Source organism: Snodgrassella communis (assembly GCF_914768045.1).
In the GTDB taxonomy this organism is placed as follows: domain Bacteria; phylum Pseudomonadota; class Gammaproteobacteria; order Burkholderiales; family Neisseriaceae; genus Snodgrassella; species Snodgrassella communis.
This window is the reverse complement of the sequence record NZ_CAJZCD010000006.1, coordinates 45,841-70,070: the sequence shown is the minus strand read 5'-3', so window position 1 is coordinate 70,070 and position 24,230 is coordinate 45,841. Positions and strand designations below refer to the sequence as shown.

The following is a 24,230-nucleotide window of genomic DNA, read 5'->3' as shown; positions in this document are numbered from 1 at the left end:
GGAGAAGTAATTTTTCCCTACCATCACGCTGTTTTTTTTCTAAAGTTTAATCAGATAAAAGGCATATTTCTGCTTTTTAGCGGATTTGCTCTTTTCTTAACTGCTGTTGGCACCAGAACGTTTTTATTTCAAAGCAAGAATTAAAACGACAATATGTTTTCTGGGTATGATTGATTTGCTTTTATTAGATATCATTGTAATTTATTTAGGAATAACAGGATTTTTAAAAATATTCAGTAAATTGTCTATTCGAGATATTCTGGTTCAGCATTTCTGTTTATTTATGGCGTACAAGACTTTTATGCTGCATTAGCTTAAACATCAACACTGAAACTAAGCAAAATTGAAAGAAGTTTATTAATTGGCTATTTTTCGATTAAGCTAAGGGCGCCAGATATTTATCTCTGTTGTGTAATAAAATATTTTCTGGAAGCAATTAGGTTCTTTTATAAAAGTTGTCATATGAAGTACAGGCTATGGTTTGTAGTTCTATAATTTAATTCTGATAGCCAGTTTTCTGACTTTATTTGTTTTCTGTCTTGATAATATTAAAAATTATTTGTATCAATAAATTTATTGCTTAGGGTTACTATGAAGTTCAGTAGATTCTGCTATTAAAACCCTGTAGACAGCAAACACCCGCGTGTAGGCAGGTAGTTAGTACTACCACTTAAAAAGGTTTAGAATGATAAATCAAATCTCACAATGCCTAATTGGTGAGGGTTCCGAGCTAATTTATTCAGTTGGCAGTATTTCTACTCCATAAAATATCAGGATTACTATTATGAATTTCCCTCCTCGAATCATGCCTAATACCCGTCTGCGTCGTATGCGGCATGATGATTTTTCACGTCGCATGATGCGTGAAACTATATTAACCGCCAATGATTTTATCTTGCCTGTATTTGTGCATGAAGAATTTGGCCGTACTCCTGTTGCATGTATGCCCGGAGTCGAACGTCTATCAATTGATGAATTATTAAAGGTAGGTGAACGGGCACTGGAACTAGGTGTACCGGTTCTGGATTTGTTTGGCGTACCCAATTCAGACAGCAAAACCGCAGACGGACGCGCTGCATGGGATGACAATGGAGTGATTCAGAGGGCTATCCGCGCTTTAAAGTCACGCTTTCCTGAACTGGGCGTGATGGCAGATCAGGCTCTTGATCCTTATACTACACATGGACAGGATGGTATCCCAGACGAAAATGGTTATATTCAGAATGATGAAACTATTGAAGCTATTATTAAGCAGTCATTGTCACATGCTGATGCCGGTGCCGACATTCTTTCTCCAAGCGATATGATGGATGGCCGTATTGGGGCTATTCGCGCTGCTCTAGAAGAAAATGGTTTTATTCATACACGGATCATGTCTTACTCAGCCAAATATGCCTCTGCTTTCTACGGGCCATTTCGCAGCGCAGTAGGCAGTGCAGGTAATTTGGGTAAAGGCAATAAATATACTTACCAGATGGATCCAGCAAACAGTAATGAGGCACTGCATGAGGTAGCACTGGATATTGCTGAAGGTGCGGATATGGTAATGATTAAACCTGGCCTGCCCTATCTGGATATAATCAGACGAGTTAAAGATGAATTTGCAGTTCCTACTTATGCTTATCAGGTATCCGGTGAATATGCAATGTTGCAGGCAGCGATTCAGAATGGCTGGCTTGATGCAGATAAGGTAATTCTGGAAAGTCTGCTCGCATTTAAACGTGCTGGTGCAGATGGCATTCTCACTTATTTTGCACTGGATGCTGCACAACAGCTGCGCCAATAATGTGCTAATTCGATCCATAAATATATTGTAACGCTATGGTTGTATTCCGCCGTGCCAGTAAATGCTTTGTTTTATATTAACCAGCTTGAGACGGAATGCAATCATAGGTTGAAACAGCTCGCATAGATCTTTCATTTCAATATTTATATGTAAATACAATTAACAGAAAAGTTTTAAATTCATTTGTCATTTACATTAAATCTTACAGTGTGCTTTAATTATCCTGCACTTTACTTTGCCATATAACAATAAAACTGCTTTTTCCACCATTTTCCGTTGAATCGGTATGATAATTGCTTATACATGCCGTCTATTGGCAAAGTTGCTATTGTATGCAAATTTTATGCTTATAAAATATAAGATTATTAATTCTCTTATCTAAATTAATAGATGCTCTGTTTGTTTTTTTATCAATGAAAGTGATGCTGCCTGACTTGTGTTGACATATTTACAACACATTGCTGCTCATTCAAGACTAATTCTTCTTATAGATTCGATATTGAAAACAAATAACTAAAATACAAAATCAGCAGATTTAGTTTTCAGGCATTTTAAAAATATTTCATAAAGTAGCAGTTTATTTTCAATAATGAAGAAACTTGACTTAGATTAAACTTTTTAATTATCATCAAGGCAACAGAAAATGTAAATATAGCAATGGCTATTTTGTTATATCAGAAAACAAAGAAATTATTTTTGATATATATATCATATATTTAACATTTACAATTAAACTGACTTTATTACAACAAAAATGTAATCTCTTTTTAATAATTATATGTTAATGATTGTATTAAAATATTAAAATAATTGTTAACTTTAACGTTAATACATCTAATATTACTCTGTTAACTTTAAACAACCACATGTTTATTATGGATAATATATCCTACCCGATAATCATTAATCTTTTTTTTTGGTTATGATGCCGATATTATGCTGGTTCTGACTAATATACAGTTTCTCAACATTGTCTTAAAATAGTAATTCCCGTTTTTTACAAACGTTAATCGTGTTTCCCGTAATGTTGAGGTCGTTACATGAAATTAAGTAAGCTCTCAGGGATAGTATTGACGACGCTGATCGGCACGCTTCTTTTAAGTGGCTGTGATGCTGCTCTGCTAAATCCTAAAGGCCATATTGGTCAGGAAGAACGCTCGCTGATACTGACAGCCATAGGCTTGATGTTGATAGTGGTTATTCCGGTAATTATTATGGCGGTTCTGTTCTCTTTGAAATATAAAGAGGGTAGTAATGCTAAATATTCTCCGAAATGGGCGCATTCCAATAAACTTGAGGCCGTAGTTTGGGGCGTTCCTATCCTGATTATTCTCATTCTGGGAACAATCACTTGGAAAACCACTCATTCTCTGGATCCTTATCGTCCGCTGGAAAGTGATAAGAAGCCTGTGGTAATCGAAGTAATTTCATTAGACTGGAAATGGCTGTTTATCTATCCGGAATATGGCATTGCCACTGTTAATGAAATTGCTTTCCCGAAAGATACTCCGGTGGAATTCAAAATCACTTCCAATACAGTAATGAACTCATTCTTCATTCCCCAGCTGGGCAGCCAGATTTACGCTATGGCAGGTATGCAAACCAAGCTCCACTTGATTGCTGATACAGCCGGTGAATACAAAGGTATTTCATCTAGCTACAGCGGTGCCGGTTTTTCTGGTATGAAATTTACTGCAATTGCTACACCGGATGAAGCCAGCTTCAATCAGTGGGTGGATAAGGTGAAACAATCACCCAATACACTTAATGATATGGCTGCATTCAACAAACTTGCGGCACCAAGTCAATTCCACAAAGTGGAATATTTCTCCAGCGCCAATCCAAGTTTGTATGGCAATGTGATTGCTAAATTTGCCAATCACAATATGCCTGCTGCGCTACAGGCCAGTACTGCTAGCAGTGCTGAGTAAGCTTGCGAGGAAATAATAATGTTCGGAAAATTATCTTTAGATGCGATACCGTTCCATGAACCTATTGTCATGGTGACGATTACAGCTATCATTGTCATTGGTTTGGCATTGGTAGGTGCAATTACGTATTTTCATAAATGGAGCTACCTCTGGAAAGAATGGTTTACCTCCGTTGATCACAAACGTATTGGTATTATGTACATCATTGTCGCTGTGGTGATGCTGGTACGTGGTTTTGCCGATGCAGTTATGATGCGTGGTCAGCAGGTACTAGCCTCTTCTGGTACCAGTGACGGCTTTTTGCCACCTCATCACTATGATCAGATTTTCACCGCCCACGGTGTAATCATGATTTTCTTTGTAGCGATGCCTTTTGTAATCGGTTTGATGAATTTTGTCATTCCGCTGCAATTAGGAGCGCGTGATGTGGCTTACCCGTTCTTGAATAATCTGGGGTTCTGGTTCACTGCTGTCAGTGTGGTACTGGTTAATCTTTCTCTGGGTCTGGGTGAGTTTGCTCAAACTGGCTGGCTGGCCTATCCGCCTTTATCTGGTCTGGAATTCAGCCCGGGTGTAGGCGTGGATTACTGGATATGGAGCTTGCAAATATCGGGAATCGGCACAACACTGAGTGCGATTAATTTTATTGCTACCATTCTGAAAATGCGCGCTCCGGGCATGACTATGATGAAAATGCCTATTTTCTGCTGGGCATCTTTCTGCAGCAATATTCTGATTCTGACTTCTTTCCCGATTCTGACTGCGTCTGTAGCCATGCTGACATTAGACCGTTACCTCGGTACCCATTTCTTTACCAATGAACTGGGCGGTAACATGATGATGTACATTAATCTTATCTGGGCATGGGGTCATCCAGAAGTGTATATTCTGATATTGCCGATATTTGGTGTGTATTCAGAAGTTACTGCTACTTTCTCTCGTAAAACCATGTTTGGTTATACCTCTATGGTATGGGCAACCGTGTGTATTACCATTTTGTCATTCATCGTATGGCTGCACCACTTCTTTACCATGGGTTCAGGAGCCAATGTCAACGCGTTCTTCGGTATCGCCACCATGATTATTTCTATCCCTACCGGGGTGAAAATCTTCAACTGGCTGTTTACCATGTATGAAGGCCGCATTTCTTTCCATGTACCAATGCTGTGGACTGTAGGCTTTATTATTACCTTCTCAGTTGGTGGTATGACAGGCGTGCTATTGGCTGTACCGGGTGCAGACTTTGTACTGCATGGCAGTTTATTCCTGGTTGCCCACTTCCATAACACCATTATTGGTGGTGTGGTATTTGGTCTGTTTGCTGCGCTTAATTACTGGTTCCCGAAAGCATTTGGCTTCAAGCTGGATGAAAAATGGGGTAAGCGCGCTTTCTGGTGCTGGTTTATCGGCTTCTTTGTAGCATTTATGCCATTATATGCACTGGGCTTCATGGGTATGACCCGTCGTCTGAGCCAGCACATTGATCCGGCTTTCCACAATTTACTGTGTGTAGCTGCTGCCGGTGCTGCCATTATTGCTCTGGGTGTAGTGTGCATGGTGATTCAGGTTGTTGTTTCCTGTCTGCATCGCAAGGAAAACCTTGATGTTACTGGTGACCCATGGGATGGCCGTACACTGGAATGGTCTACTTCTTCTCCAGTACCTTTCTACAACTTCGCCACACAACCACAGGTTGAAAGCCGTGATGCATTCTGGGACGAAAAAGAAAAAGGTATTGCTTATAAAAAACCAGCTAAATATGAAGAAATTCATATGCCGAAAAACACTGCTGCCGGTTTGGTTATCGGGGTGTTCTCGCTGATTTTCGGTTTTGCCATGATCTGGCATATCTGGTGGATGGCTATCGTTGGCTTCGCTGGTATGATTATTAGCTTCATTGCCAAGAGTTTCGACACGGATGTGGATTATTATGTGCCGGTTGCTGAGATTGAAGCTATTGAAAGCAAACGTTTTGATGAATTAACTAAAGCAGGACTGAAATAATGTCAACTGAAACCTTGATTCACGGTAAGGCACTTGAACACGCTCACCACGATAACGGTTCACTGAAGGTATTCGGATTCTGGATTTACCTGATGAGTGACTTGATTCTGTTTTCCTGTCTGTTTGCCACTTATATCGTACTCCTGCCGGGCACGGCTGGTGGTCCGAGTGGTAAGGACATTTTCGAGCTGCCTTTTGTGCTGGTGGAAACTTTTGCTCTTTTGTTGAGTTCCATTACTTACGGTTTTGCCGTACTGGCAATGAATCGTAATAATCAGACTCAGGTTTTATTATGGCTGGTTATTACCTTTGTATTCGGCGCCTGCTTCATTGGAATGGAGCTATATGAATTCCATCATCTGATTACTCATGGTATGGGTCCTGATCGGAGTGGCTATCTTTCTGGCTTCTTTGCACTTGTGGGTACTCATGGTCTGCATGTTGCTGCCGGTTTGATTTGGATGGCTGTGATGTTGATTCAGGTAGCTTCACGAGGTCTCACCAGTGTTAACCGCATGCGTATCAATTGTCTGAGCCTGTTCTGGCACTTTCTGGATATTGTGTGGATTTGCGTGTTCTCTATTGTATATCTGTTGGGAGTTGCGTTATGAGTCAGTTAAACCATCAAGATCATATCCCACAACATGGCAATGCTAAAAACTATATTATTGGTTTTATTTTGTCGGTGGTTTTAACTCTGATTCCGTTTCTGATGGTCATGAACCACTCAGCAGATAAAACAACTTTGTTTGCTGTGATTGTGGTTACTGCTGTTTTACAGCTTATTGTTCAGTTGGTATGTTTTCTCCATCTTGGCAGTAATCCTGAAGAACGCTGGAATCTGATTTCTTTTATTTTCACCGCAATTGTGATTGTATTGCTGGTAGGTCTTTCCATCTGGATTATGTGGAGCCTCAATGCAAACATGGTGTTAGGCTAAAGGCAGTTCATGATTAAACCATACCTGCAGGTAACAAAACCAGGTATTATCGTCGGCAATCTTATTTCGGTTGTCGGCGGGTTTTTACTGGCATCCAAAGGCAGCATAAATGATTCCCTGCTTATCCTTACTCTGCTGGGCGTGTCTTTGGTTGTAGCCTCTGGTTGTGCGTTCAATAATCTGATCGATCGCGATATTGATCCGAAAATGGAACGTACCAAAAACCGTGTACTGGTGCGCGGTCTGGTTTCTGCGCGTGTTACCTTTGTGCTGGCCACGATACTGGGTATTACCGGATTTGCTGTGCTTTACTTTGGCGCAAATCCACTGGCCATGTGGTTATCGGTTATGGGCTTTGTGGTTTATGTAGGGGTTTACAGTCTCTATATGAAACGGCACTCGGTTTACGGAACATTAATCGGCAGTTTATCCGGTGCCGCACCACCCGTTATTGGTTATTGTGCAGTAAGCAATAATTTTGATGCGGGTGCACTTATTCTGCTGGCGATTTTCAGCCTCTGGCAGATGCCACATTCCTATGCCATTGCAATTTACCGCTTTAAGGATTATCAGGCTGCCAATATTCCAGTTTTACCAGTAGTTAAAGGCATTGCAGTAGCAAAGCACCATATCACGTTTTATATTATTGCCTTTATGTTTGCGACATTGATGCTGTCTATCGGCGGCTATGCCGGATATAAATATCTGGTGGTAGCTGCGGCTGTCAGTGTATGGTGGCTGTGCATGGCATTATCTGGTTATAAAGCCCAGAATAATGACCGTATATGGGCACGCAAACTGTTTGTGTTTTCGATTATTGCCATCACTACTTTAAGTATAATGATGTCGGTAGACTTTATGACTCCGGCTTCACCAACTGTGATAAGTCTAGCTGGCTGATAGCGTGAACATAAATATATAACAATACGCAAACCAACCTGCCTTTGTTTCTTTTACAATAGGCAGGTTTTTTTTTAAGCTGTATTCAAGATGAATGGCAAGTATAACGATACACAAATGAGTGTTGCTGAAAAACGGGCAACCTGGGGACTAGGAGCTGTTTTTTCACTGCGCATGCTCGGTATGTTTATGGTACTGCCTGTTCTGACTACCTATGGCATGAAATTACAAGATGCCAGCGAAAGCCTGATTGGATTGGCAATCGGAATTTATGGTCTGATGCAGGCAGTTTTACAGATTCCATTTGGCTTGTGGTCTGACCGTTTTGGTCGCAAGCCTTTAATTGTTGTCGGGTTATTGATTTTTACTCTGGGCAGTATTATTGCAGCTGTAACTACTTCCATTTGGGGAGTTATTCTGGGACGCGCTTTACAGGGCAGTGGCGCAATTGCAGCGGCAGTAATGGCTTTGCTATCGGATCTGACCCGTGAACAGAATCGTACGAAGGCGATGGCTTTTATTGGCATCAGCTTCGGCATCACTTTTGCGATTGCCATGGTAAGTGGACCAATAATCACACATGCTCTAGGTTTACATGGTTTATTCTGGGTAATTGCAGCACTGGCACTAGCCGCTATTGCGCTTACTTTATTTTTTGTTCCTGACAGCAATGTCCATATTCTTAACCGTGATTCAGGTATGGCACGTGGCAGCTTTGGCACGGTGTTGCGTAATTATTCGCTGTTTAAGCTGAACATCGGTATTTTTTGTATGCATTTTTTGCTGATGTCAACTTTTGTTGCCCTGCCGGTGCAACTTGAACATGCAGGTTTTCCGGCAGTCAAACACTGGCAGATTTATCTGTATACGATGCTGATTGCTTTTATCACTGTTCTGCCACCAATTATTTATGCTGAAAGCAAACGAAAAATGCGGCGGGTTTTTATCTTCTGTGTTGCCGTGATACTAATTGCTGAAACTATATTATGGCTGGCTGATACTTCTTTCTGGCCATTGGTTGCAGGTGTATTATTGTTCTTTATTGCCTTTAATCTGATGGAAGCACTCCTGCCCTCATGGGTAAGTAAGGAAGCACCAGCCGGTTATAAAGGCACGGCAATGGGTATCTATGCTACAGGACAATTTCTGGGCGTGGCCTGTGGTGGCACAATTGGTGGCTGGCTGACTGCACACACTGATGCGCATACGGTATTCTTATTTGGAGGTGGATTGACTTTTGCGTGGCTGCTGCTTAGTTTTACTATGCGGGAACCACCCTATTTAGCCAGTCTGCGCTTAACTCTGAATCATGAACAGATTTTGCCCAACAATACCCAGCAGCAATTAATACAATTGGCTGGCGTACATCAGGTTTTGATTGTGCCCCAAGAGCACAGTATCTATGTCAAAATCGATAGTAAAATCACCAACCGAAAACAGCTGGAAGCGTTTATCAATACCATTACCAATTAAATAAATACAGGCACAGGCCAGTGATGATTAATATGGCTGGCTTATGCCTGTCTATTAAATACGCCAGAAAGATTTACAAAAATCTCAGATTATCCTGTTTGTTCTGTTGTGTTTGATGCCGTTTCGAATACTTGCATGATTTCATTGGCTAATACAATTTGGCTATCTACAACCTTAGTGGCTCCAGCCTGAATAAATAACAGTTTGTCTTTCTCATATCTGCTGAAAGTTACAATTTGCAATTGCGGATTGAGCGCCAGTGCCGCCTTGATAATCGCTACCACTTCGGTTGTATTCTGAATAGTAATAATCAGGTTTTTGGCCTGAGCCACAAATACAGCATCCAGCATACCATCTGATAATGCATGCCCGTATGCGACAGGTATCTGGCGTGCACGCAGTTCTGTCACTACCTCAAGACGGTTTTCCTGTACATACACCGTTTCATTCTGTTCCTGTAAATGCCTGATTACTTCCTGGCCAACCGGACCGGCACCCACCAGTACTGTATGATTGCTTACAGGTGGCGCTACCGCCATATCCTCATCAATAAAATAAATCGATACAGGTTTAATTGGTGCTGCCACTTTCGCATGAGGCTTATCTGACAACATGCCACTATCAGTCACACTGGCTGTTGCTACTGTTTTCTGCTGTGACTGTTTTTCCAGATAACGATTCAGCCAGACAAATAAAAATGGATTACAGATGATTGAAATCAGGGCACTGCCCAGAATCAGGTCACTGGCCAATGGTGGCAAAATTTTGTATACCGTGCCCAGACTGGCAATCATAAATGAAAATTCACCAATCTGAGCCAGTGCCACAGCAATTGTCAAAGCTGTTTGTGGGGGATATCTGAATATGCGTACAATCAAAAAGGCTCCCAGACTTTTGCCTACTACCACTACCAGCAAAGTAGCCAATAGTAGTAATGGTTCACGAATAATAATGCTGGGGTCAAACAGCATGCCTACTGAAACAAAGAAAAGTACAGTAAAAAATTCACGCAAGCCGCTGGAGGCATCCTCTGCAGTGTGATTCATGCTGGTTTCACTAATGATGGCACCTGCAAAAAAAGCACCCAGTGCAAACGATACACCAAAAAGATAATTAGCCAGTATGGCACAACCCAAAGCAATTGCAATTACAGCCAGCCGGAAAAGCTCGGGACTACCTGTACTAACTACTCGCTGTAAAGACCATGGAATCAATTTGCGGCCAAGAAACAGCATCACTACGACAAAAGCAATAATCTGTACACTGGTTTTACCAAGTAAATAAAGCAGGTTGGCGCCAGAAACACTGCCTTGTCCGGATAAAACCGGTGCCAGTGCCGGAATCATCACTAGCACAAATACCATGGCAATGTCCTCGACAATCAGCCAGCCGGTAGCTATTCGTCCCTGAGTAGAATCATCCAGATGCCAGCGTTGTAAAGCGGCTATCAGCACAACAGTAGAAGCACATGACAGTGCTAAGCCAAACACCACGCCAGTACCGGTACTCCAGCCGGCCAGCCACGCCAGTAACCAGCCCAGTAATGTAGCCAGTGCTATCTGAATCAACGCGCCCGGTATGGCTACACGTTTTACGGCCAGTAAATCACGAATAGAGAAATGCAGTCCTACTCCGAACATCAGCAAGATTACGCCCAATTCAGCCAGTTGTTGCGACAAGTGCATATCAGCGGTAAAGCCTTTGGTATATGGACCTACGATGATGCCCGCCAACAGATAACCGACAAGTGGCGGCATTCGCAGCTTATGCGCAATATAGCCAAGTACAAAGGCAAAAAATAAACCGCCAACGATGGTTTCAACCAATGGAAATGAATGGTGCATTGCTTTTCCAGAGTAATAGTTAGTAACAGTAAATAATCTATACTAACGAAAAAATCCCGACATATAAAAGCTTTTATAGTCTTTTAGGTTATAATTGCTGTTTCTTATCCAGATTTTTCATATCTTAGTGCTTAGATATCCTTATTTACTGACAACTGCGTCACTTACCAAGGTAGCTAAGATGGGCAGATTGGTGCGTAACTTCCACTTACTAGACTGAAAAAGGTTATATTGCGGTTTTCGGTAGCCTAGTTAAAAAATACTTAATTTTATGCCAGTCTTGTACTTAATAACGATTGTTAAATCCACTATAATATTGGTTTAGGAAGGTATTTATTAATGACACTAGACAGAACACCACCGGTAATAGCCTATCCGGGTAAAAGCGCATTATTTATCACCCTTGGCATTCAGGATAATGATGCATCTATTGCCAGAGTGCTCGAATTCATCACCGGTTTTTCAGCTTTAATACGCAGTATGCATGGCCGTTTTCACGACGAAAACTTCAATGCATTAATGGGGATTGGCGCTGATGCATGGGACAGATTGCGTCCGGGAAAACCGAAACCAAAAGAGCTGGTACCCTTTACCGCAATCAAAGGTGCCAAACACACTGCTGTGGCCACGCCGGGCGATCTGTTTTTTCATATCCGTGCAGACCGTCAGGATATCTGTTATGAGATGGCTGCAATGATTCATGAATTGCTGGCTGAGGCAACTTATTCTATTGATGAAGTAAATGGTTTTCGTTACCTTGACGGACGTGCCATTATCGGTTTTGTTGACGGCACGGAAAACCCTGACGACATAACCAGAACTGATTATGCACTGGTAGGCGATGAAGACCCTTTATTCCGCAACGGTAGCTATGCCTTTACCCAGAAATACCTGCATAATATGCAGGCGTGGCGACAATTATCAGTAGAGGAGCAGGAAAAAGTTATTGGTCGCCGCCGTTTCAACGATATTGAGCTTTCTGATGAAGAAAAGCCGCAAACAGCACACAGCAATGTAAGCAAAGCTTATGATGCCGAAGGTAATGAGCTGAAAATCGTGCGCGCCAATGTTGCATTTGCCCAGCCATCTAAAAATGAGTACGGCACATTTTTTATCGGTTATGCACGTTCTTTTGCGGTAACACGCCAAATGCTGCAACATATGTTTACTGGTAATGCTGAAGGGCATGTAGACCGCCTGCTGGATTTCAGTACGCCAGTTAGTGGCAGCCTATATTTTATTCCGGCACCTGATTTGCTGGATGAATTTGATTCGTAAGTTACTATTGCATGTTTTTAATTAAGAGGAATCTGCTACTAGCTGCGACAGATTCAAATTAACAATGACTTATTACAACATTTCAATAAAGGAAAACTGTTTGCATGGGTAGTGTACTTTTTTTACAGGCAATCACGGTTATTTTTTCGCTGTCTATTGTCACCACACTATTAAATAAACGTTTATTTGATATGCCTCAGGCCATTGGTGTGCCAATTGTTTCAGCGATTCTGGTATTTTCACTGCAATGGGGCATGAATCTGTTCGGGCGCAATCATTTTATCCATGTGGATATCATGGCGTTAAAAGCCGCTGTTAGCCATATTAACTTTTATGATTTTCTGGTAAACGGCGTAATCTGTTTTATTCTGACCTCCTCTGCTCTGAAATTCAGGATTTCCGATTTAAAACGCTACTGGCGCCAGATTCTGATTCTGGCTACATTGGGTCTGCTGTTATGTTCAGCACTCTTTGGCAGCCTGCTTTATGCATTCCAGTTTCTGGTTGGCGATCATGTGCCTTTGCTAATATTGTTACTGCTTGGATCGGCTCTTGGTGCCACAGACCCTATCGGAATCAAGGGTGTATTAAGCTCAGTGCGCACACCCCGCCATTTAATGGTTAAGCTGGAAGGTGAATCATTATTCAATGATGCCATGTGTATCGTGGTATTCATGACTATTCTTACCTTGATTAACGGACAGCATGTTTCACCAATTGGTGTGGTTGAGAATTTTTTCTATGAAATCATTGTTGCGGTGATTATCGGATTTATTTTCGGTACTGGTGCACTGCGTCTCTTACATGGCAAACATGAAAATGAATCATTGATTCTGGCAACGGCATTACTGGCTTCCGGTTCATATCTGGTAGCTTATTTTGCTCATGCATCTGGCCCGATTGCCTGTGTGGTAGGAGGCCTGATTGTCGGCAACAAATGGCAGGAAATATTACAGAAGAAAGAAATTGATGACGTCAACAATTTCTGGCATGCAGTAGAAGGTATTATCAATTCATTTTTGTTTACTCTGATCGGTCTGGAGCTCTTTATCGTTGATATGAGCAAAACGCTGGTTATCGGCGGTATTGTGGCGTTTATATTGCTCCATCTGAGCCGTTTCATTGGCAATATACTGGCATTTATGCTGTTTCCGAAAGTCTACAAAAAAAGCTATCATGGCAGCCTAACTATTCTGTCATGGGGCGGCGTACGTGGCGGTATTTCACTGGCTCTGATTCTGGCCGTAGCCAATATGCCGGCACTGGCCAAATACAGTGATATTCTGGTCGGATATACCTTTATCTGCGTTCTGCTTTCCGGTGTAGTATGTGGTCTTGGTTTGCCTGAAGTGCTCAATGCGTTTTATCACAATCCAAATGAACCAAAAAGCGGTTTTCGTGGCTGGTATCAGCGCCAGTGCCATCGTTTTAACCGCAGTGGTGTTATGTATACTATTGAAGAGCGTTCTGACGGTTCAGAATACATTTCTGTATATAACCCGATAGCTGTGGCGACAGCGGCCGCTGATCCAAGTGAAGAAATTGCATTGACTCCTGAAGAGTTAAAGCAGAAAGTAGATAAACTGGAAAATCCAGATAATTTCTAGTTGAACCAGTAAAGGCCAGCATAAACATGCTGGCCTTACTTTATGATGCATCATTTCAAAACAAATTCTGGCTGGCTGCTTTACTCACCCAGTTGAGCTTCAACAAACTGTTTAACTGCTGCGGGATCATTATCCATCACGGTAACATGTTGTGGTAAATCCTCCAGTCCGGCCAGATTATCAGGGCGTGGAATTTCTACGCTATTCCCAACTGCCTCGTGAATGGTTTGAGCAAATTTAGCTGCCTGCGCGGTTTCCAGACAGATAATGATTTCGCCGGCTTCTCGTAACTGCCGCGCCACCTTTACCCCATCTGCGGTATGCGGATCAATCAGTTGATTATCTTCTGCATAGACCTGAGCAATGGTTTGCATACGGTCAGCATGCGTACTTTTACCGGCAGCAAAACCATACTGATGCTGAATTTTATCCATGAGATGGCTTAAATCGAATCCTTGACCAGATGCAACCTGCTGCCACAGCTGCTGAATCTGTTCGCCATCATGATCAAGCAAGTCATAAACAAAGCGTTCAAAATTAGAGGCTTTAGAAATATCCATCGATGGACTGGAAGTTACAAAAGTATGTGCAGCATCACGTGGGCGGTAATGGCCGGTATTGAAAAATTCGTTCAACACATCGTTTTCATTAGTAGCGACAAGCAAACGGTGAACAGGCAAGCCCATACTGCGTGCTATGTGTCCGGCCAGTACATTGCCAAAATTACCACTGGGTACGCAAAATGATACTTTTTGTTCATTGGAATTTGTAGCAGCAAAATAACCTTTAAAGTAATACACCACCTGAGCCACAATTCTTCCCCAGTTAATGGAGTTGACCGTACTCAGGTGATAATGCGCCTTGAATGCATGATCATTCTGCAATGCTTTTACAATATCCTGACAATCATCAAACATCCCTTTAATCGCAATATTAAAAATATTGCTGTCCTGCAAACTGTACATCTGCGCACGCTGAAAATCGCTCATCTTGCCAAATGGCGATAACATGAATACATTTACCCGCTCCTTGCCACGCAAGGCATACTCAGCGGCAGAACCCGTATCACCGCTGGTGGCGCCAATAATATTCAGATAACGGTTTTCTCGCTCCAGCACATATTCAAACAGATTTCCTAACAACTGCATGGCCATGTCTTTAAATGCGAGTGTTGGCCCATTCGAAAGTGCCTCAATGCAGATACCATCATGTAATATTCTCAACGGAGTGATTTCAGCATGACCAAACACTTCTGCGCTGTAAGTTTTATTAATGATTGCCTGCAAATCGGCTTTAGGAATATCGGTAGCAAACAGACTGATAATCTGCATAGCCAACTCCGCATAACTTAAGGAGCGCCACTCATGCAGGGTAATTGCATCAACCTGTGGATAGTTTTGTGGCAATAATAAGCCACCATCATCGGCTAGACCGGCCATTAATGCCTGACTGAAAGTTTTGGGTACGGTCTGACCTCTGGTACTAATGTATTTCATTATTTCTCCTGTATGATTATTCAATCATATCTGAGTCAAATTAATAATGCTGTATGTTTAAGCTGCATGCCTCAGCCTGAGATGAAAAAAATACAGCTACTCTTTGCTGGCGAACCTGAGGATCAACCATCTTTGCCACATCTTTGATATTGAGCTGGTGTTTAGTGCGTTCAGCAACACAACTACAATATTGCTTACGTACGTCTGAAAGATCAATTGTTCCTAATCCTCTGATACGCAGTGGCTTGCTCAACTGACGCTGACATTCCTGATTAATCATATAGCCGGCAATGCCAGAAATTAATCCGTATTCTGACTTCTGGTCATATTTAATATAAGCACCTGCTATCGCTAATATAAAACACATCAAAAATAATAATCTAATCATTGATCTTTTCAGTTGCATGAAATACAGACTAAAACACAACTATCCTTTTTAGATGTCTCGTTATATTGATTATACACATAATGCAAAAGTTATACGTCGGGCAAAACGCATACAATCAGGTACAATATAATACATTAACTACCGTGTATTGAATGACACGATATGGACTTATTTAATCAGAAACCCTTACCTCCGCTGGCAGAACAACTACGTCCGCAGAGTCTTGATCAAGTAATTGGCCAACAGCATCTCATTGGTACAGGAAAACCTTTACGGGTTGCTGTAGAAACCGGACATCTGCACTCCATGCTCCTTTGGGGGCCTCCCGGCGTAGGCAAAACTACACTGGCACGTATTCTGGCACAGAGCTTCAATGCCCAGTTTATTCCACTGTCTGCGGTTTTTTCCGGCGTGAAAGAAATCCGCTTAGCTGTGGAGAAAGCCCAACTGGCTTTACAGCATGGCCAGCGTACTATTCTGTTTGTAGATGAAGTGCATCGCTTCAACAAATCACAACAGGATGCATTTTTACCCTATGTAGAAAACGGCGTATTTACCTTTATCGGTGCCACGACGGAGAACCCTTCTTTTGAAGTTAATCCGGCACTTTTGAGCCGCTCGCAAGTCTATACCCTCCACTCACTCAGCATTGAAGAACTTCAGCAGCTACAGCAAAAAGTTTTCAGCCTACCTGAATTCAAATCATTCAGCATAGATGACGATGCGCAAACATTAATCCTTAACAGTGCCGATGGTGACGGTCGACGTTTTCTTAATTTGCTCGAACAGCTGATTCATACAGCACAGGCACAACAACAAACTAAAATCAGCGCAACCTTAGCAGCCAGCAGTCTAGGCACACAGTTACGCCGTTTTGATAAAGGTGGTGATAGCTTTTACGAACAGATTTCAGCATTACATAAATCTGTGCGTGGTTCTCACCCCAACGCTGCCCTATACTGGTTTAGCCGCATGCTGGATGGTGGCGCAGACCCGCGCTATCTGGCGCGACGGATTATCCGCATGGCGTGGGAAGATATCGGTCTGGCTGACCCTCGGGCGATGCAGATTGCCAATGATGCGGCGCAAACCTATGAACGACTTGGCAGCCCAGAAGGCGAACTGGCTTTAGCTCAGGCAGTATTGTATCTGGCCTGTGCTGCCAAAAGTAATGCAGGTTATGTGGCTTATAATGAGGCACGCGCATTTGTCAAAAAACATCCTACCAGTGAAGTACCGGTACACTTGCGCAACGCACCTACCAAACTCATGAAAGAACTGGGTTACGGTCGTGAATACCGATATGCCCATGATGAACCCCATGCTTATGCAGCCGGTGAAACTTACATGCCGGAAGGAATGGATGAACCAGCATTCTATCAGCCAGCAATACGCGGACTGGAAATTAAAATTGCGGATAAACTGGCTTTTTTACATAATCTTGACGTAGAGGCCGGAAAACAGAATGAAACAAAATAAACAATCCTTGTGTACGATTACAACACAACCATTCGGCTTGATAGATGGTGAGAGTACTACTCTATGGACATTGGCAAATAATGATGGCATGCAGGTATCCATTATGGATTTCGGTGCCATTATTACTTCGATTGTAATGTCCGACAGAAATAACCAACCCGTTGAATGTGTGCTGGGTTTCGATAATGCTGAGAGCTATGCCAGCAATAGCTATCGTAACAGCAATCCGCATCTGGGTGCAGTAATCGGCCGTCATGCCGGCCGTATGAGCTATGCCCGAGCACCACTCAATCACGGACTTGTTCAGCTTACGCCCAATCTGGGGGAACATCATATGCACGGTGGTTATACCGGCTTTGATCAGAAATGGTGGACTGTCAAAGCCACCCACGCCGATGAACACGCGGCTTCCATCACCCTGCAATTATTCAGCCCAGATGGCGAAGAAGGCTACCCCGGCAATCTGAATGTACAGGTATGTTATACCCTCACAGCAAACAATGAATTAAATGTTAATTTTGATGCTCAATCTGATCGGGATACTTTTATCAATCTTACCCAGCATAGTTATTTTAATCTGGCCTTGCATGAACAAACTATCAGTCAGCATCAGCTGTGGCTGTTACCACAGGAAATTATTGTTACCGATAAGGACATGATGCCAACCGGTGCCATTAGCAAAGTACCGGCAGCACTAGATTTTTATTCTGCTCGTCCAATCGCTAACAGTATTATTGATAGCGCCTATGTTTTACCACCATATTCAGTCAATAACATCAGTGCACGCATAAGTGCGCCGGATACAGGCCTATCCATGGCTGTGAAAACCGATGCACCAGTGATGGTGGTTTATAATGCCCAGCATCTGCCCGAACAGCAGATACCACAACGTAAATCTCTTAGACCATTTGCTGCCATCTGCTTCGAACCGCAAGGCTTTACAGATGCACCTAACCAACCGACATTCCCCAATAATATTCTGCGTGCAGGCGTAGTGTTTAAACAGCATATCACTTACATATTCAGCCGCGACCCTATCCAGCCCGTTACCAGTTAATGTTTCAGGCAGACATTTTGCCGCACCAGTTTCAGATACAAAGCAGAAACGATTGCAAACAGGGTAAATGTATTGTAGCTGTCAACCATATCTGTAGTATGAACATGATAAAATAGGTACTTCTTTTACTCAATCAATACTGCCTATCATGAAATGGAATGATATTCATGCCATAGCATTCGATCTGGATGGCACTCTGGTCGATTCAATTGCCGATTTATGTACGGCTGCCAACCATATGCGAGCTTCATTAAACTTATCGCCGCTGCCTGCTGCCGAACTCACCACCTACGTAGGTGATGGTCTGTCCAGTCTGGTACACCGTACCCTTAGTGGCAGTAAAGATGGTCAAGTAGATGAAGCAAGCTGGACGCAGGGCTTTACAACCTTTATTGCCTATTACCGCAATCACTTAAGCGTGCATACTCGTCCGTATCCGCAGGTTGAAACTGCGCTGGCTTTGTTCCGAACCCGGGGCTTACCTTTAGCGGTAATTACCAATAAAAATGAAATTCTGGCCGTCGAATTATTGTGCCAGCTCGGTCTAGCCGATGCTTTCAGCCTGATTGTAGGTGGCGACACACTGGCTGAAAAGAAACCCTCTCCCATGCCTTTATTACACACAGCGGAAGTATTAGGCGTACCAATCGGGAATTTATTGATGGTGGGCGACTCAGCTAATGATATTCTGGCTGCCAAGGCTGCCGGCGCATTAAGCTGTGGAGTAACTTGGGGCTATGCCGACATGGGGCAGCTAGCACAAAATGCCCAAACCAAACCAGACATTATTATCGATAACCTGCCACAAATAGATGATGGTATGCGTCATCACGGTAATAGTGATATCCGTGCATGAAGCAAAAAATCAGTTTACGCGCCCGTGCCATCACCATACTGGCACGGCAGGAAATCAGCCGTGCCGAACTGGCACGTAAACTGCGTCCCCATGTTGGCGAGGGTGATAATCTGGAAGCCTTGCTGGATGAGCTAGAACAGCGGCACTGGCAGTCAGATGCACGTTATACAGAAACTTATATCAACAGTAAAAGCAGGCTGCATGGCAATCTGCGTTTGCAACAAAGCCTGAAACAAAAAGGAGTGGATGCTGAGCTGATTGCAGACTATTTACCAGACAAAGACACGCAAATAAGTAATGCTGTGATTGTATTGCAGAAAAAATATCGTAAACCACCGGCTGATTTGAAAGAAAAACACAAATATATGCATTTTCTTGCCTATCGTGGTTTTAGTATGGATATTATTCATGCGGCAATCCAGCAGGCATGGACAGATATTTCCCTGCCCGATGAAGATGAATACTGGCAATAGCAGCAGGATAAATACAAGATATCTCAGACTTCATGTATACCCATGATGAATCAGACATGCATCTTTGATTCAGGAAATCATTATCTAAAAAGCCCGGTTAAATAACCGGGCTTTTTTATCAATACCTAACCTCAATGCAAACTGACATCTTCGCGTTTCAGATGGTCGTTACTGGTGCCTGTGGGCTTACCAGACCAGTAACTGGCCAGAAATGAACCGGAAATATTATGCCACAATGAAAATATTGCACCGGGCAAGGCTGCCATCGGCCCAAAGAAATTAGAACCCAGTACGGCGGCCAGACCAGAATTCTGCATACCTACTTCCAATGCCAACGTGCGGCAGATAGATTTGTCAAAACCAAATAAACGACCACCCCAATAGCCGCCAATAAGACCCAAGGCATTATGCAGAATCACACCGATAACAACAATGGCTGTTTCAATCCCGATTTTATCACTGCTTAACGATACCACAGTAGACAAAACTAAGATAATCAGACACATAGTAATCAATGGTAGTGAAGGCACAACTCTTTTTACCAGTTGAGGCACGAGATAGTTAATTGTTACCCCAAAAGCAATAGGTAAAGCCACGATCAGCAAAATTTCTTTCAGCATATTTACCACAGGCACGGCAATGGAGGCAGAAATATACATTTTTGCCAGTAGTGGTGTCGCAAAAATACCCACAATGGTAGACAAAGCACTGATCGTTACTGATAGTGCCACATCACCTCTAGACAAAAACACCATCACATTGGAAGCTGTACCGCTGGCCACACACCCAACCAACACCATACCTGCCTGCAATTCAGGCGACATATTTAACAACATGGCAATCAGCCATGCTGCTAGTGGCATAATCAGGTAATGCAAGCCAATACCAGCCACTATAGGAGCCGGACGCTTCAATACTCGCGTAAAATCCTCAATTCTCAGTGTCATGCCCATGGATAACATCACCAGCATTAACATTTCAGAAATATAGGGTTTTAACGGAATAAAAACGGTAGGATTATAATAGGCGAAAATAGAACATAAGGCTGCCCACAATGGGAACAGCCTTGTAATGATTGCAATCACGAGAATCGTCTCAAGCGATGACAGAAGTCAGCTTAGGCAGCCATAGCCTTGATTTTGGCAGCCAGACGGCTTTTATGACGTGCTGCTTTGTTTTTATGGAAAACACCTTTATCAGCAATGCGATCAATCACTTTAACGCTTTCGCTGTAAGTCACTTGAGCAGCAGCTTTATCTCCTGCTTCAACGGCTTTCAATACTTTTTTAACCGCAGTGCGAAAAGCGGTACGCAAGCTGGCGTTGTGAGCACGTTGTTTCAGTGCCTGACGAGCGCGCTTACGAGATTGTGCACTATTGGCCATCAATATCTCCTAACATACATATACAAATCATGAAACGCAGAATTTTAATGACTTCGCAGCATAAAAGCAAGTGCCCTTGTTGTTTTTTAGCTGGTAATCAATGCAGACAAGTAATTAAGAATACTTGTCTTAGTCTTGTTTATCATCTTTAATAATGGCATTTTCTGGTAGCCGGCAAAAGTAATCACTGCGCCAGTATGCCTGTGTTCCCTCCTGAATCAGCACCAGACACACCGCCGCCAACGGCAGCGCCAGCAGCATACCGACAAAACCAAGTAATTGCCCAAATGCCATTAATGAAAAAATCACCCAGAATGGAGACAGTCCAATCCGGTCACCCACAATTTTCGGGGTAACAAAGAAACTTTCCAGAAACTGACCAACTGCAAAAACGCCCCACACCATTAATAACCCTGTCCAGCCATCAAACTGCAATAAAGCAGCAAGCGTTGCCAGCAACAGACCAGTAAAAGCTCCCAGATAAGGCACAAACACCAGCAAACCTGCAACCATACCGATCGCAAATCCGGATTCCAGCCCTACCAGCGCCAGTCCCAGCCCGTATACCAGCCCCATGATTACCATAACCAGTAACTCACCGCGCAGAAATGCGCCCAGTACGGTGTCCATATTGGTGGCTATACGGTTATAGGTAGGTAAAGCACGGCGAGGAATCAGATGGCGGATACCTGATGTCCAGCGATTCCAGTCCAGTAGAAAATAATACAGTAGAAAAGGCAATAACAGCAGATTGGTAACCCATTCTACCATGCCACTGCCATGCTCCCACACCATAGGCAAGACTTTCGATGCAGCATCCTTAATGCTGGCATTATGAGTTTGAATCCATTCTCCTACATATCTGGACATATAATCCATATCCCAGCGAATGCGGATATGAAAAGTCTGATTCAGCCAAGGAAGAAGCTTATGATGAACCCAGTTGAGAAAATCAGGCAATTTAGCATAAATACTGTCAAACAAATTAATCAGCATCGGTACCACAATTAGCAGTAGCATCACAATTACACTCAGCCCGAGCAACATGACCAGCATAGCTGCTACCGAACGGGAAATTTTCAGACGATGCAGTTTTTCTACCAGCGGATTCAGAATATAAGCCAGCACGCCGGCGGCTGCAAAGGGCATCAAAATGGGTTTCAGCCCGATGAATAGACCGATGGTTACCAGTAGAATCAGTCCGCCAATAACCCACGGCGTAATATTTGAAGGCTTCTTGCTGTTGATATTCATTAATTTTGCACTCAAACTTATCAATAAAAATTTAAGCTTACAGAACCTGTTGCCAATAATTTAGTGGCACATTAATTCTGATAATAACTGAATAAATACAGTACTGGAATGGTAAAGTGCCGCTATTAGGTTAAAATTATATATTATTTGCAAATATAATTACCCATAAGAAAATAAAAGTTAATCTCCAGCTATAGCTCATTTCTAGCCAGAAAAAAGGCTGTTCGAAAATACTCGAACAGCCGGCAATAAAAGCATTTACTGTTTATTTTTTACGCTGGGGTGGCAAATCAGTACAAGTACCCATTGCCACTTCAGCAGCCATTCCTATGGATTCACCCAATGTCGGATGCGGATGAATTGTGCGGCCAATATCGTCTGCATCACAACCCATTTCAATGGCCAGACAGATTTCGCCAATCATATCACCAGCACTCGGGCCAACAATAGCGCCACCAATAATCAAGCCACTGTCTGCATCAAAAATCAGTTTGGTAGCACCCTCACTGCATCCATTGGCTACAGCACGGCCGGAAGCTGCCCACGGAAATACTGCTTTGTTGATTTTCACACCTTCTTTTTTAGCCTGATCTTCCGTCATGCCTACCCACGCTACTTCCGGATTGGTATAAGCCACACCCGGAATCACGCGCGCATCAAAGTAAGCCTGATGGCCGGCACAGTTTTCTGCGGCCACATGAGCTTCATGCACAGCTTTATGCGCTAACATCGGCTGACCGACAATATCACCAATAGCATATATATGTGGCACATTGGTACGCATCTGCTTGTCAACATTAATAAAGCCACGATCAGTTACAGCTACACCGGCATTTTCAGCCCCGATCAGTTTACCGTTAGGGGCACGACCAGCAGCTACCAGTACCAAATCATAGCGCTGTGGTTCAGTTGGCGCCTTGGCTCCTTCAAACGTAACATAAATACCATCTTCTCTGGCTTCAACAGCCGTGGTTTTGGTATTCAGCATAATATTATCAAAACGATGTTCGTTTTTCTTCTGCCAGATTCTAACCATATCCCGGTCAGCACCTTGCATCAGGCCATCCATCATTTCAACCACATCCAGACGTGCGCCAAGCGTACTGTACACGGTACCCATTTCCAGACCGATGATGCCACCGCCGATAATCAGCATTTTCTCAGGCACAAATTTCAATGCCAGCGCACCAGTTGAATCGACAATTCGAGGATCTTCAGGAATAAATGGCAAATTAACCACACGGCTACCGGCAGCAATGATGGTATTTTTGAAAGCCAGTGTTGTCGTTTCACTAGTTTCAACCTTGCCTTCACCTGAAGTCAATTTAACTTCAATGTGATGCGGGTCAATATAACGGCCATTACCACGGATAATATCTACTTTACGGGTTTTAGCCATACCCGCCAACCCACCAGTCATTCTGGCTACAACTTTTTCCTTATAGCTGCGTAACTGATCAATATCGATTTTCGGTGCCGGATATTCTATACCATTGGCTTTAAGCTCTTTGACTTCATCAATTACCGCAGCATTATGCAGCAAAGCTTTGGAAGGGATACAACCCACATTCAGACACACGCCTCCCAAAGTAGCATAACGTTCTACGATGGCAACTTTCAATCCTTCATCAGCCGCAGCAAAAGCAGCAGAATAGCCACCCGGGCCTCCACCAAGCACAACTACATCATATTCAGCATCACTGCTGCCACTGTAACTGGCGGCCTGTGGCGCGGCTGCTGGCGCACTTTCTGTTGCCGTAGCTGCGGATACTTCTGCTTTGGTTGCAGCTTCTATCACCGCAATCACACCACCTTCAGAAATTTTATCGCCAACTTTAACTTTAACGTCTTTCACCACCCCGGCTACCTCAGCCGGTACATCCATAGTAGCCTTATCTGTTTCCAGCGTAATCAGCGTATCATCTACCGCAACGGTATCGCCCGGTTTGATTTCTACTGCAATAATATCGACATTTTGATAATTGCCAATATCCGGTACTTTTAATTCAATTAAGCTCATGGTCTAACCCTTTGCCTGACTGTTGCAATCAATACAACAGCAATTACCTGTATTTCATGC

At 43.0% G+C, this 24,230-nt stretch carries 20 protein-coding genes; 13 read left to right on the top strand and 7 right to left on the bottom strand.

Annotated features, from left to right (window positions below):
* Window positions 1–784 precede the first annotated feature (784 nt).
* From hemB to MJ761_RS07300, 7 genes are all read left to right on the top strand, one after another.
* Window positions 785–1,786 (top strand): porphobilinogen synthase, encoded by a 1,002-nt coding sequence (hemB, locus tag MJ761_RS07330; protein ID WP_093091585.1) that lies wholly within the window; start codon window positions 785–787, stop codon window positions 1,784–1,786.
* A 1,040-nt stretch (window positions 1,787–2,826) separates the two neighbouring features.
* The gene (cyoA, locus tag MJ761_RS07325) at window positions 2,827–3,717 is read left to right on the top strand and encodes a ubiquinol oxidase subunit II (protein ID WP_093091583.1); all 891 of its coding nucleotides are present in this window, start codon (window positions 2,827–2,829) and stop codon (window positions 3,715–3,717) included.
* A gap of 18 nt (window positions 3,718–3,735) precedes the next feature.
* The gene (gene cyoB / locus MJ761_RS07320; RefSeq protein WP_093091581.1) at window positions 3,736–5,721 is read left to right on the top strand and encodes a cytochrome o ubiquinol oxidase subunit I; all 1,986 of its coding nucleotides are present in this window, start codon (window positions 3,736–3,738) and stop codon (window positions 5,719–5,721) included.
* On the top strand, window positions 5,721–6,332 hold the full coding sequence (locus MJ761_RS07315; RefSeq protein ID WP_093091579.1) for a cytochrome o ubiquinol oxidase subunit III: 612 nt from the start codon (window positions 5,721–5,723) through the stop codon (window positions 6,330–6,332). The genes cyoB and MJ761_RS07315 overlap by 1 nt, the downstream gene beginning before the upstream one ends.
* Window positions 6,329–6,661: a cytochrome o ubiquinol oxidase subunit IV gene (cyoD, locus tag MJ761_RS07310; protein WP_037405203.1), complete on the top strand. Its 333-nt coding sequence runs from the start codon at window positions 6,329–6,331 to the stop codon at window positions 6,659–6,661. The genes MJ761_RS07315 and cyoD overlap by 4 nt, the downstream gene beginning before the upstream one ends.
* Window positions 6,662–6,670: 9 nt before the next feature.
* Window positions 6,671–7,561 carry a heme o synthase gene (cyoE, locus tag MJ761_RS07305; RefSeq protein ID WP_093091577.1) on the top strand — a complete coding sequence of 297 codons (891 nt, stop codon included), beginning with the start codon at window positions 6,671–6,673 and terminating at the stop codon, window positions 7,559–7,561.
* A gap of 90 nt (window positions 7,562–7,651) precedes the next feature.
* Window positions 7,652–9,034: an MFS transporter gene (locus MJ761_RS07300; RefSeq protein WP_093091575.1), complete on the top strand. Its 1,383-nt coding sequence runs from the start codon at window positions 7,652–7,654 to the stop codon at window positions 9,032–9,034.
* Between the two features lie 89 nt (window positions 9,035–9,123).
* On the opposite strand, the gene MJ761_RS07295 is transcribed toward MJ761_RS07300, so the two are convergent.
* On the bottom strand, window positions 9,124–10,878 hold the full coding sequence (locus MJ761_RS07295; protein ID WP_093091573.1) for a cation:proton antiporter domain-containing protein: 1,755 nt from the start codon (window positions 10,876–10,878) through the stop codon (window positions 9,124–9,126).
* 339 nt (window positions 10,879–11,217) lie between these two features.
* Here MJ761_RS07295 and MJ761_RS07290 point away from each other — a divergent pair, with 339 nt between their 5' ends.
* On the top strand, window positions 11,218–12,156 hold the full coding sequence (locus MJ761_RS07290) for a Dyp-type peroxidase (RefSeq protein ID WP_093091571.1): 939 nt from the start codon (window positions 11,218–11,220) through the stop codon (window positions 12,154–12,156).
* Window positions 12,157–12,260: 104 nt separating this feature from the next.
* The gene (locus tag MJ761_RS07285; protein WP_093091569.1) at window positions 12,261–13,763 is read left to right on the top strand and encodes a cation:proton antiporter; all 1,503 of its coding nucleotides are present in this window, start codon (window positions 12,261–12,263) and stop codon (window positions 13,761–13,763) included.
* An 80-nt stretch (window positions 13,764–13,843) separates the two neighbouring features.
* Here MJ761_RS07285 and thrC read toward each other — a convergent pair whose 3' ends face one another.
* Window positions 13,844–15,259, bottom strand: coding sequence for a threonine synthase (gene thrC, locus MJ761_RS07280; protein WP_093091567.1), 1,416 nt, complete (start codon window positions 15,257–15,259; stop codon window positions 13,844–13,846).
* A 40-nt stretch (window positions 15,260–15,299) separates the two neighbouring features.
* Window positions 15,300–15,665, bottom strand: coding sequence for a hypothetical protein (locus tag MJ761_RS07275; RefSeq protein WP_141683407.1), 366 nt, complete (start codon window positions 15,663–15,665; stop codon window positions 15,300–15,302).
* Window positions 15,666–15,809: 144 nt separating this feature from the next.
* Between MJ761_RS07275 and MJ761_RS07270 the strand changes: the two genes are divergently transcribed.
* From MJ761_RS07270 to recX, 4 genes are all read left to right on the top strand, one after another.
* Window positions 15,810–17,126, top strand: coding sequence for a replication-associated recombination protein A (locus tag MJ761_RS07270; protein WP_093091563.1), 1,317 nt, complete (start codon window positions 15,810–15,812; stop codon window positions 17,124–17,126).
* Window positions 17,113–18,183 carry an aldose epimerase family protein gene (locus tag MJ761_RS07265; RefSeq protein WP_093091561.1) on the top strand — a complete coding sequence of 357 codons (1,071 nt, stop codon included), beginning with the start codon at window positions 17,113–17,115 and terminating at the stop codon, window positions 18,181–18,183. Before MJ761_RS07270 ends, MJ761_RS07265 begins: the two co-directional genes overlap by 14 nt.
* A 148-nt stretch (window positions 18,184–18,331) precedes the next feature.
* Entirely contained in the window at window positions 18,332–19,039 is a 708-nt protein-coding gene (locus MJ761_RS07260) for a phosphoglycolate phosphatase (protein ID WP_093091559.1), read from the top strand.
* Window positions 19,036–19,512, top strand: a complete 477-nt coding sequence (gene recX / locus MJ761_RS07255) for a recombination regulator RecX (RefSeq protein ID WP_093091557.1) — start codon at window positions 19,036–19,038, stop codon at window positions 19,510–19,512. The genes MJ761_RS07260 and recX overlap by 4 nt, the downstream gene beginning before the upstream one ends.
* A gap of 131 nt (window positions 19,513–19,643) precedes the next feature.
* Here recX and panS read toward each other — a convergent pair whose 3' ends face one another.
* The 4 genes from panS to lpdA all read right to left on the bottom strand — a co-directional run bounded on the left by panS (window position 19,644) and on the right by lpdA (window position 24,170).
* A complete protein-coding gene (gene panS, locus MJ761_RS07250) occupies window positions 19,644–20,597 on the bottom strand; it encodes a ketopantoate/pantoate/pantothenate transporter PanS (RefSeq protein ID WP_093091555.1) in 954 nt (317 codons plus the stop codon).
* Window positions 20,598–20,629: 32 nt separating this feature from the next.
* Window positions 20,630–20,896, bottom strand: a complete 267-nt coding sequence (gene rpsT / locus MJ761_RS07245; protein WP_025330392.1) for a 30S ribosomal protein S20 — start codon at window positions 20,894–20,896, stop codon at window positions 20,630–20,632.
* 129 nt (window positions 20,897–21,025) lie between these two features.
* Window positions 21,026–22,144 carry an AI-2E family transporter gene (locus MJ761_RS07240; RefSeq protein WP_369796839.1) on the bottom strand — a complete coding sequence of 373 codons (1,119 nt, stop codon included), beginning with the start codon at window positions 22,142–22,144 and terminating at the stop codon, window positions 21,026–21,028.
* A gap of 271 nt (window positions 22,145–22,415) precedes the next feature.
* Window positions 22,416–24,170: a dihydrolipoyl dehydrogenase gene (gene lpdA / locus MJ761_RS07235; protein WP_093091551.1), complete on the bottom strand. Its 1,755-nt coding sequence runs from the start codon at window positions 24,168–24,170 to the stop codon at window positions 22,416–22,418.
* Window positions 24,171–24,230 lie beyond the last annotated feature (60 nt).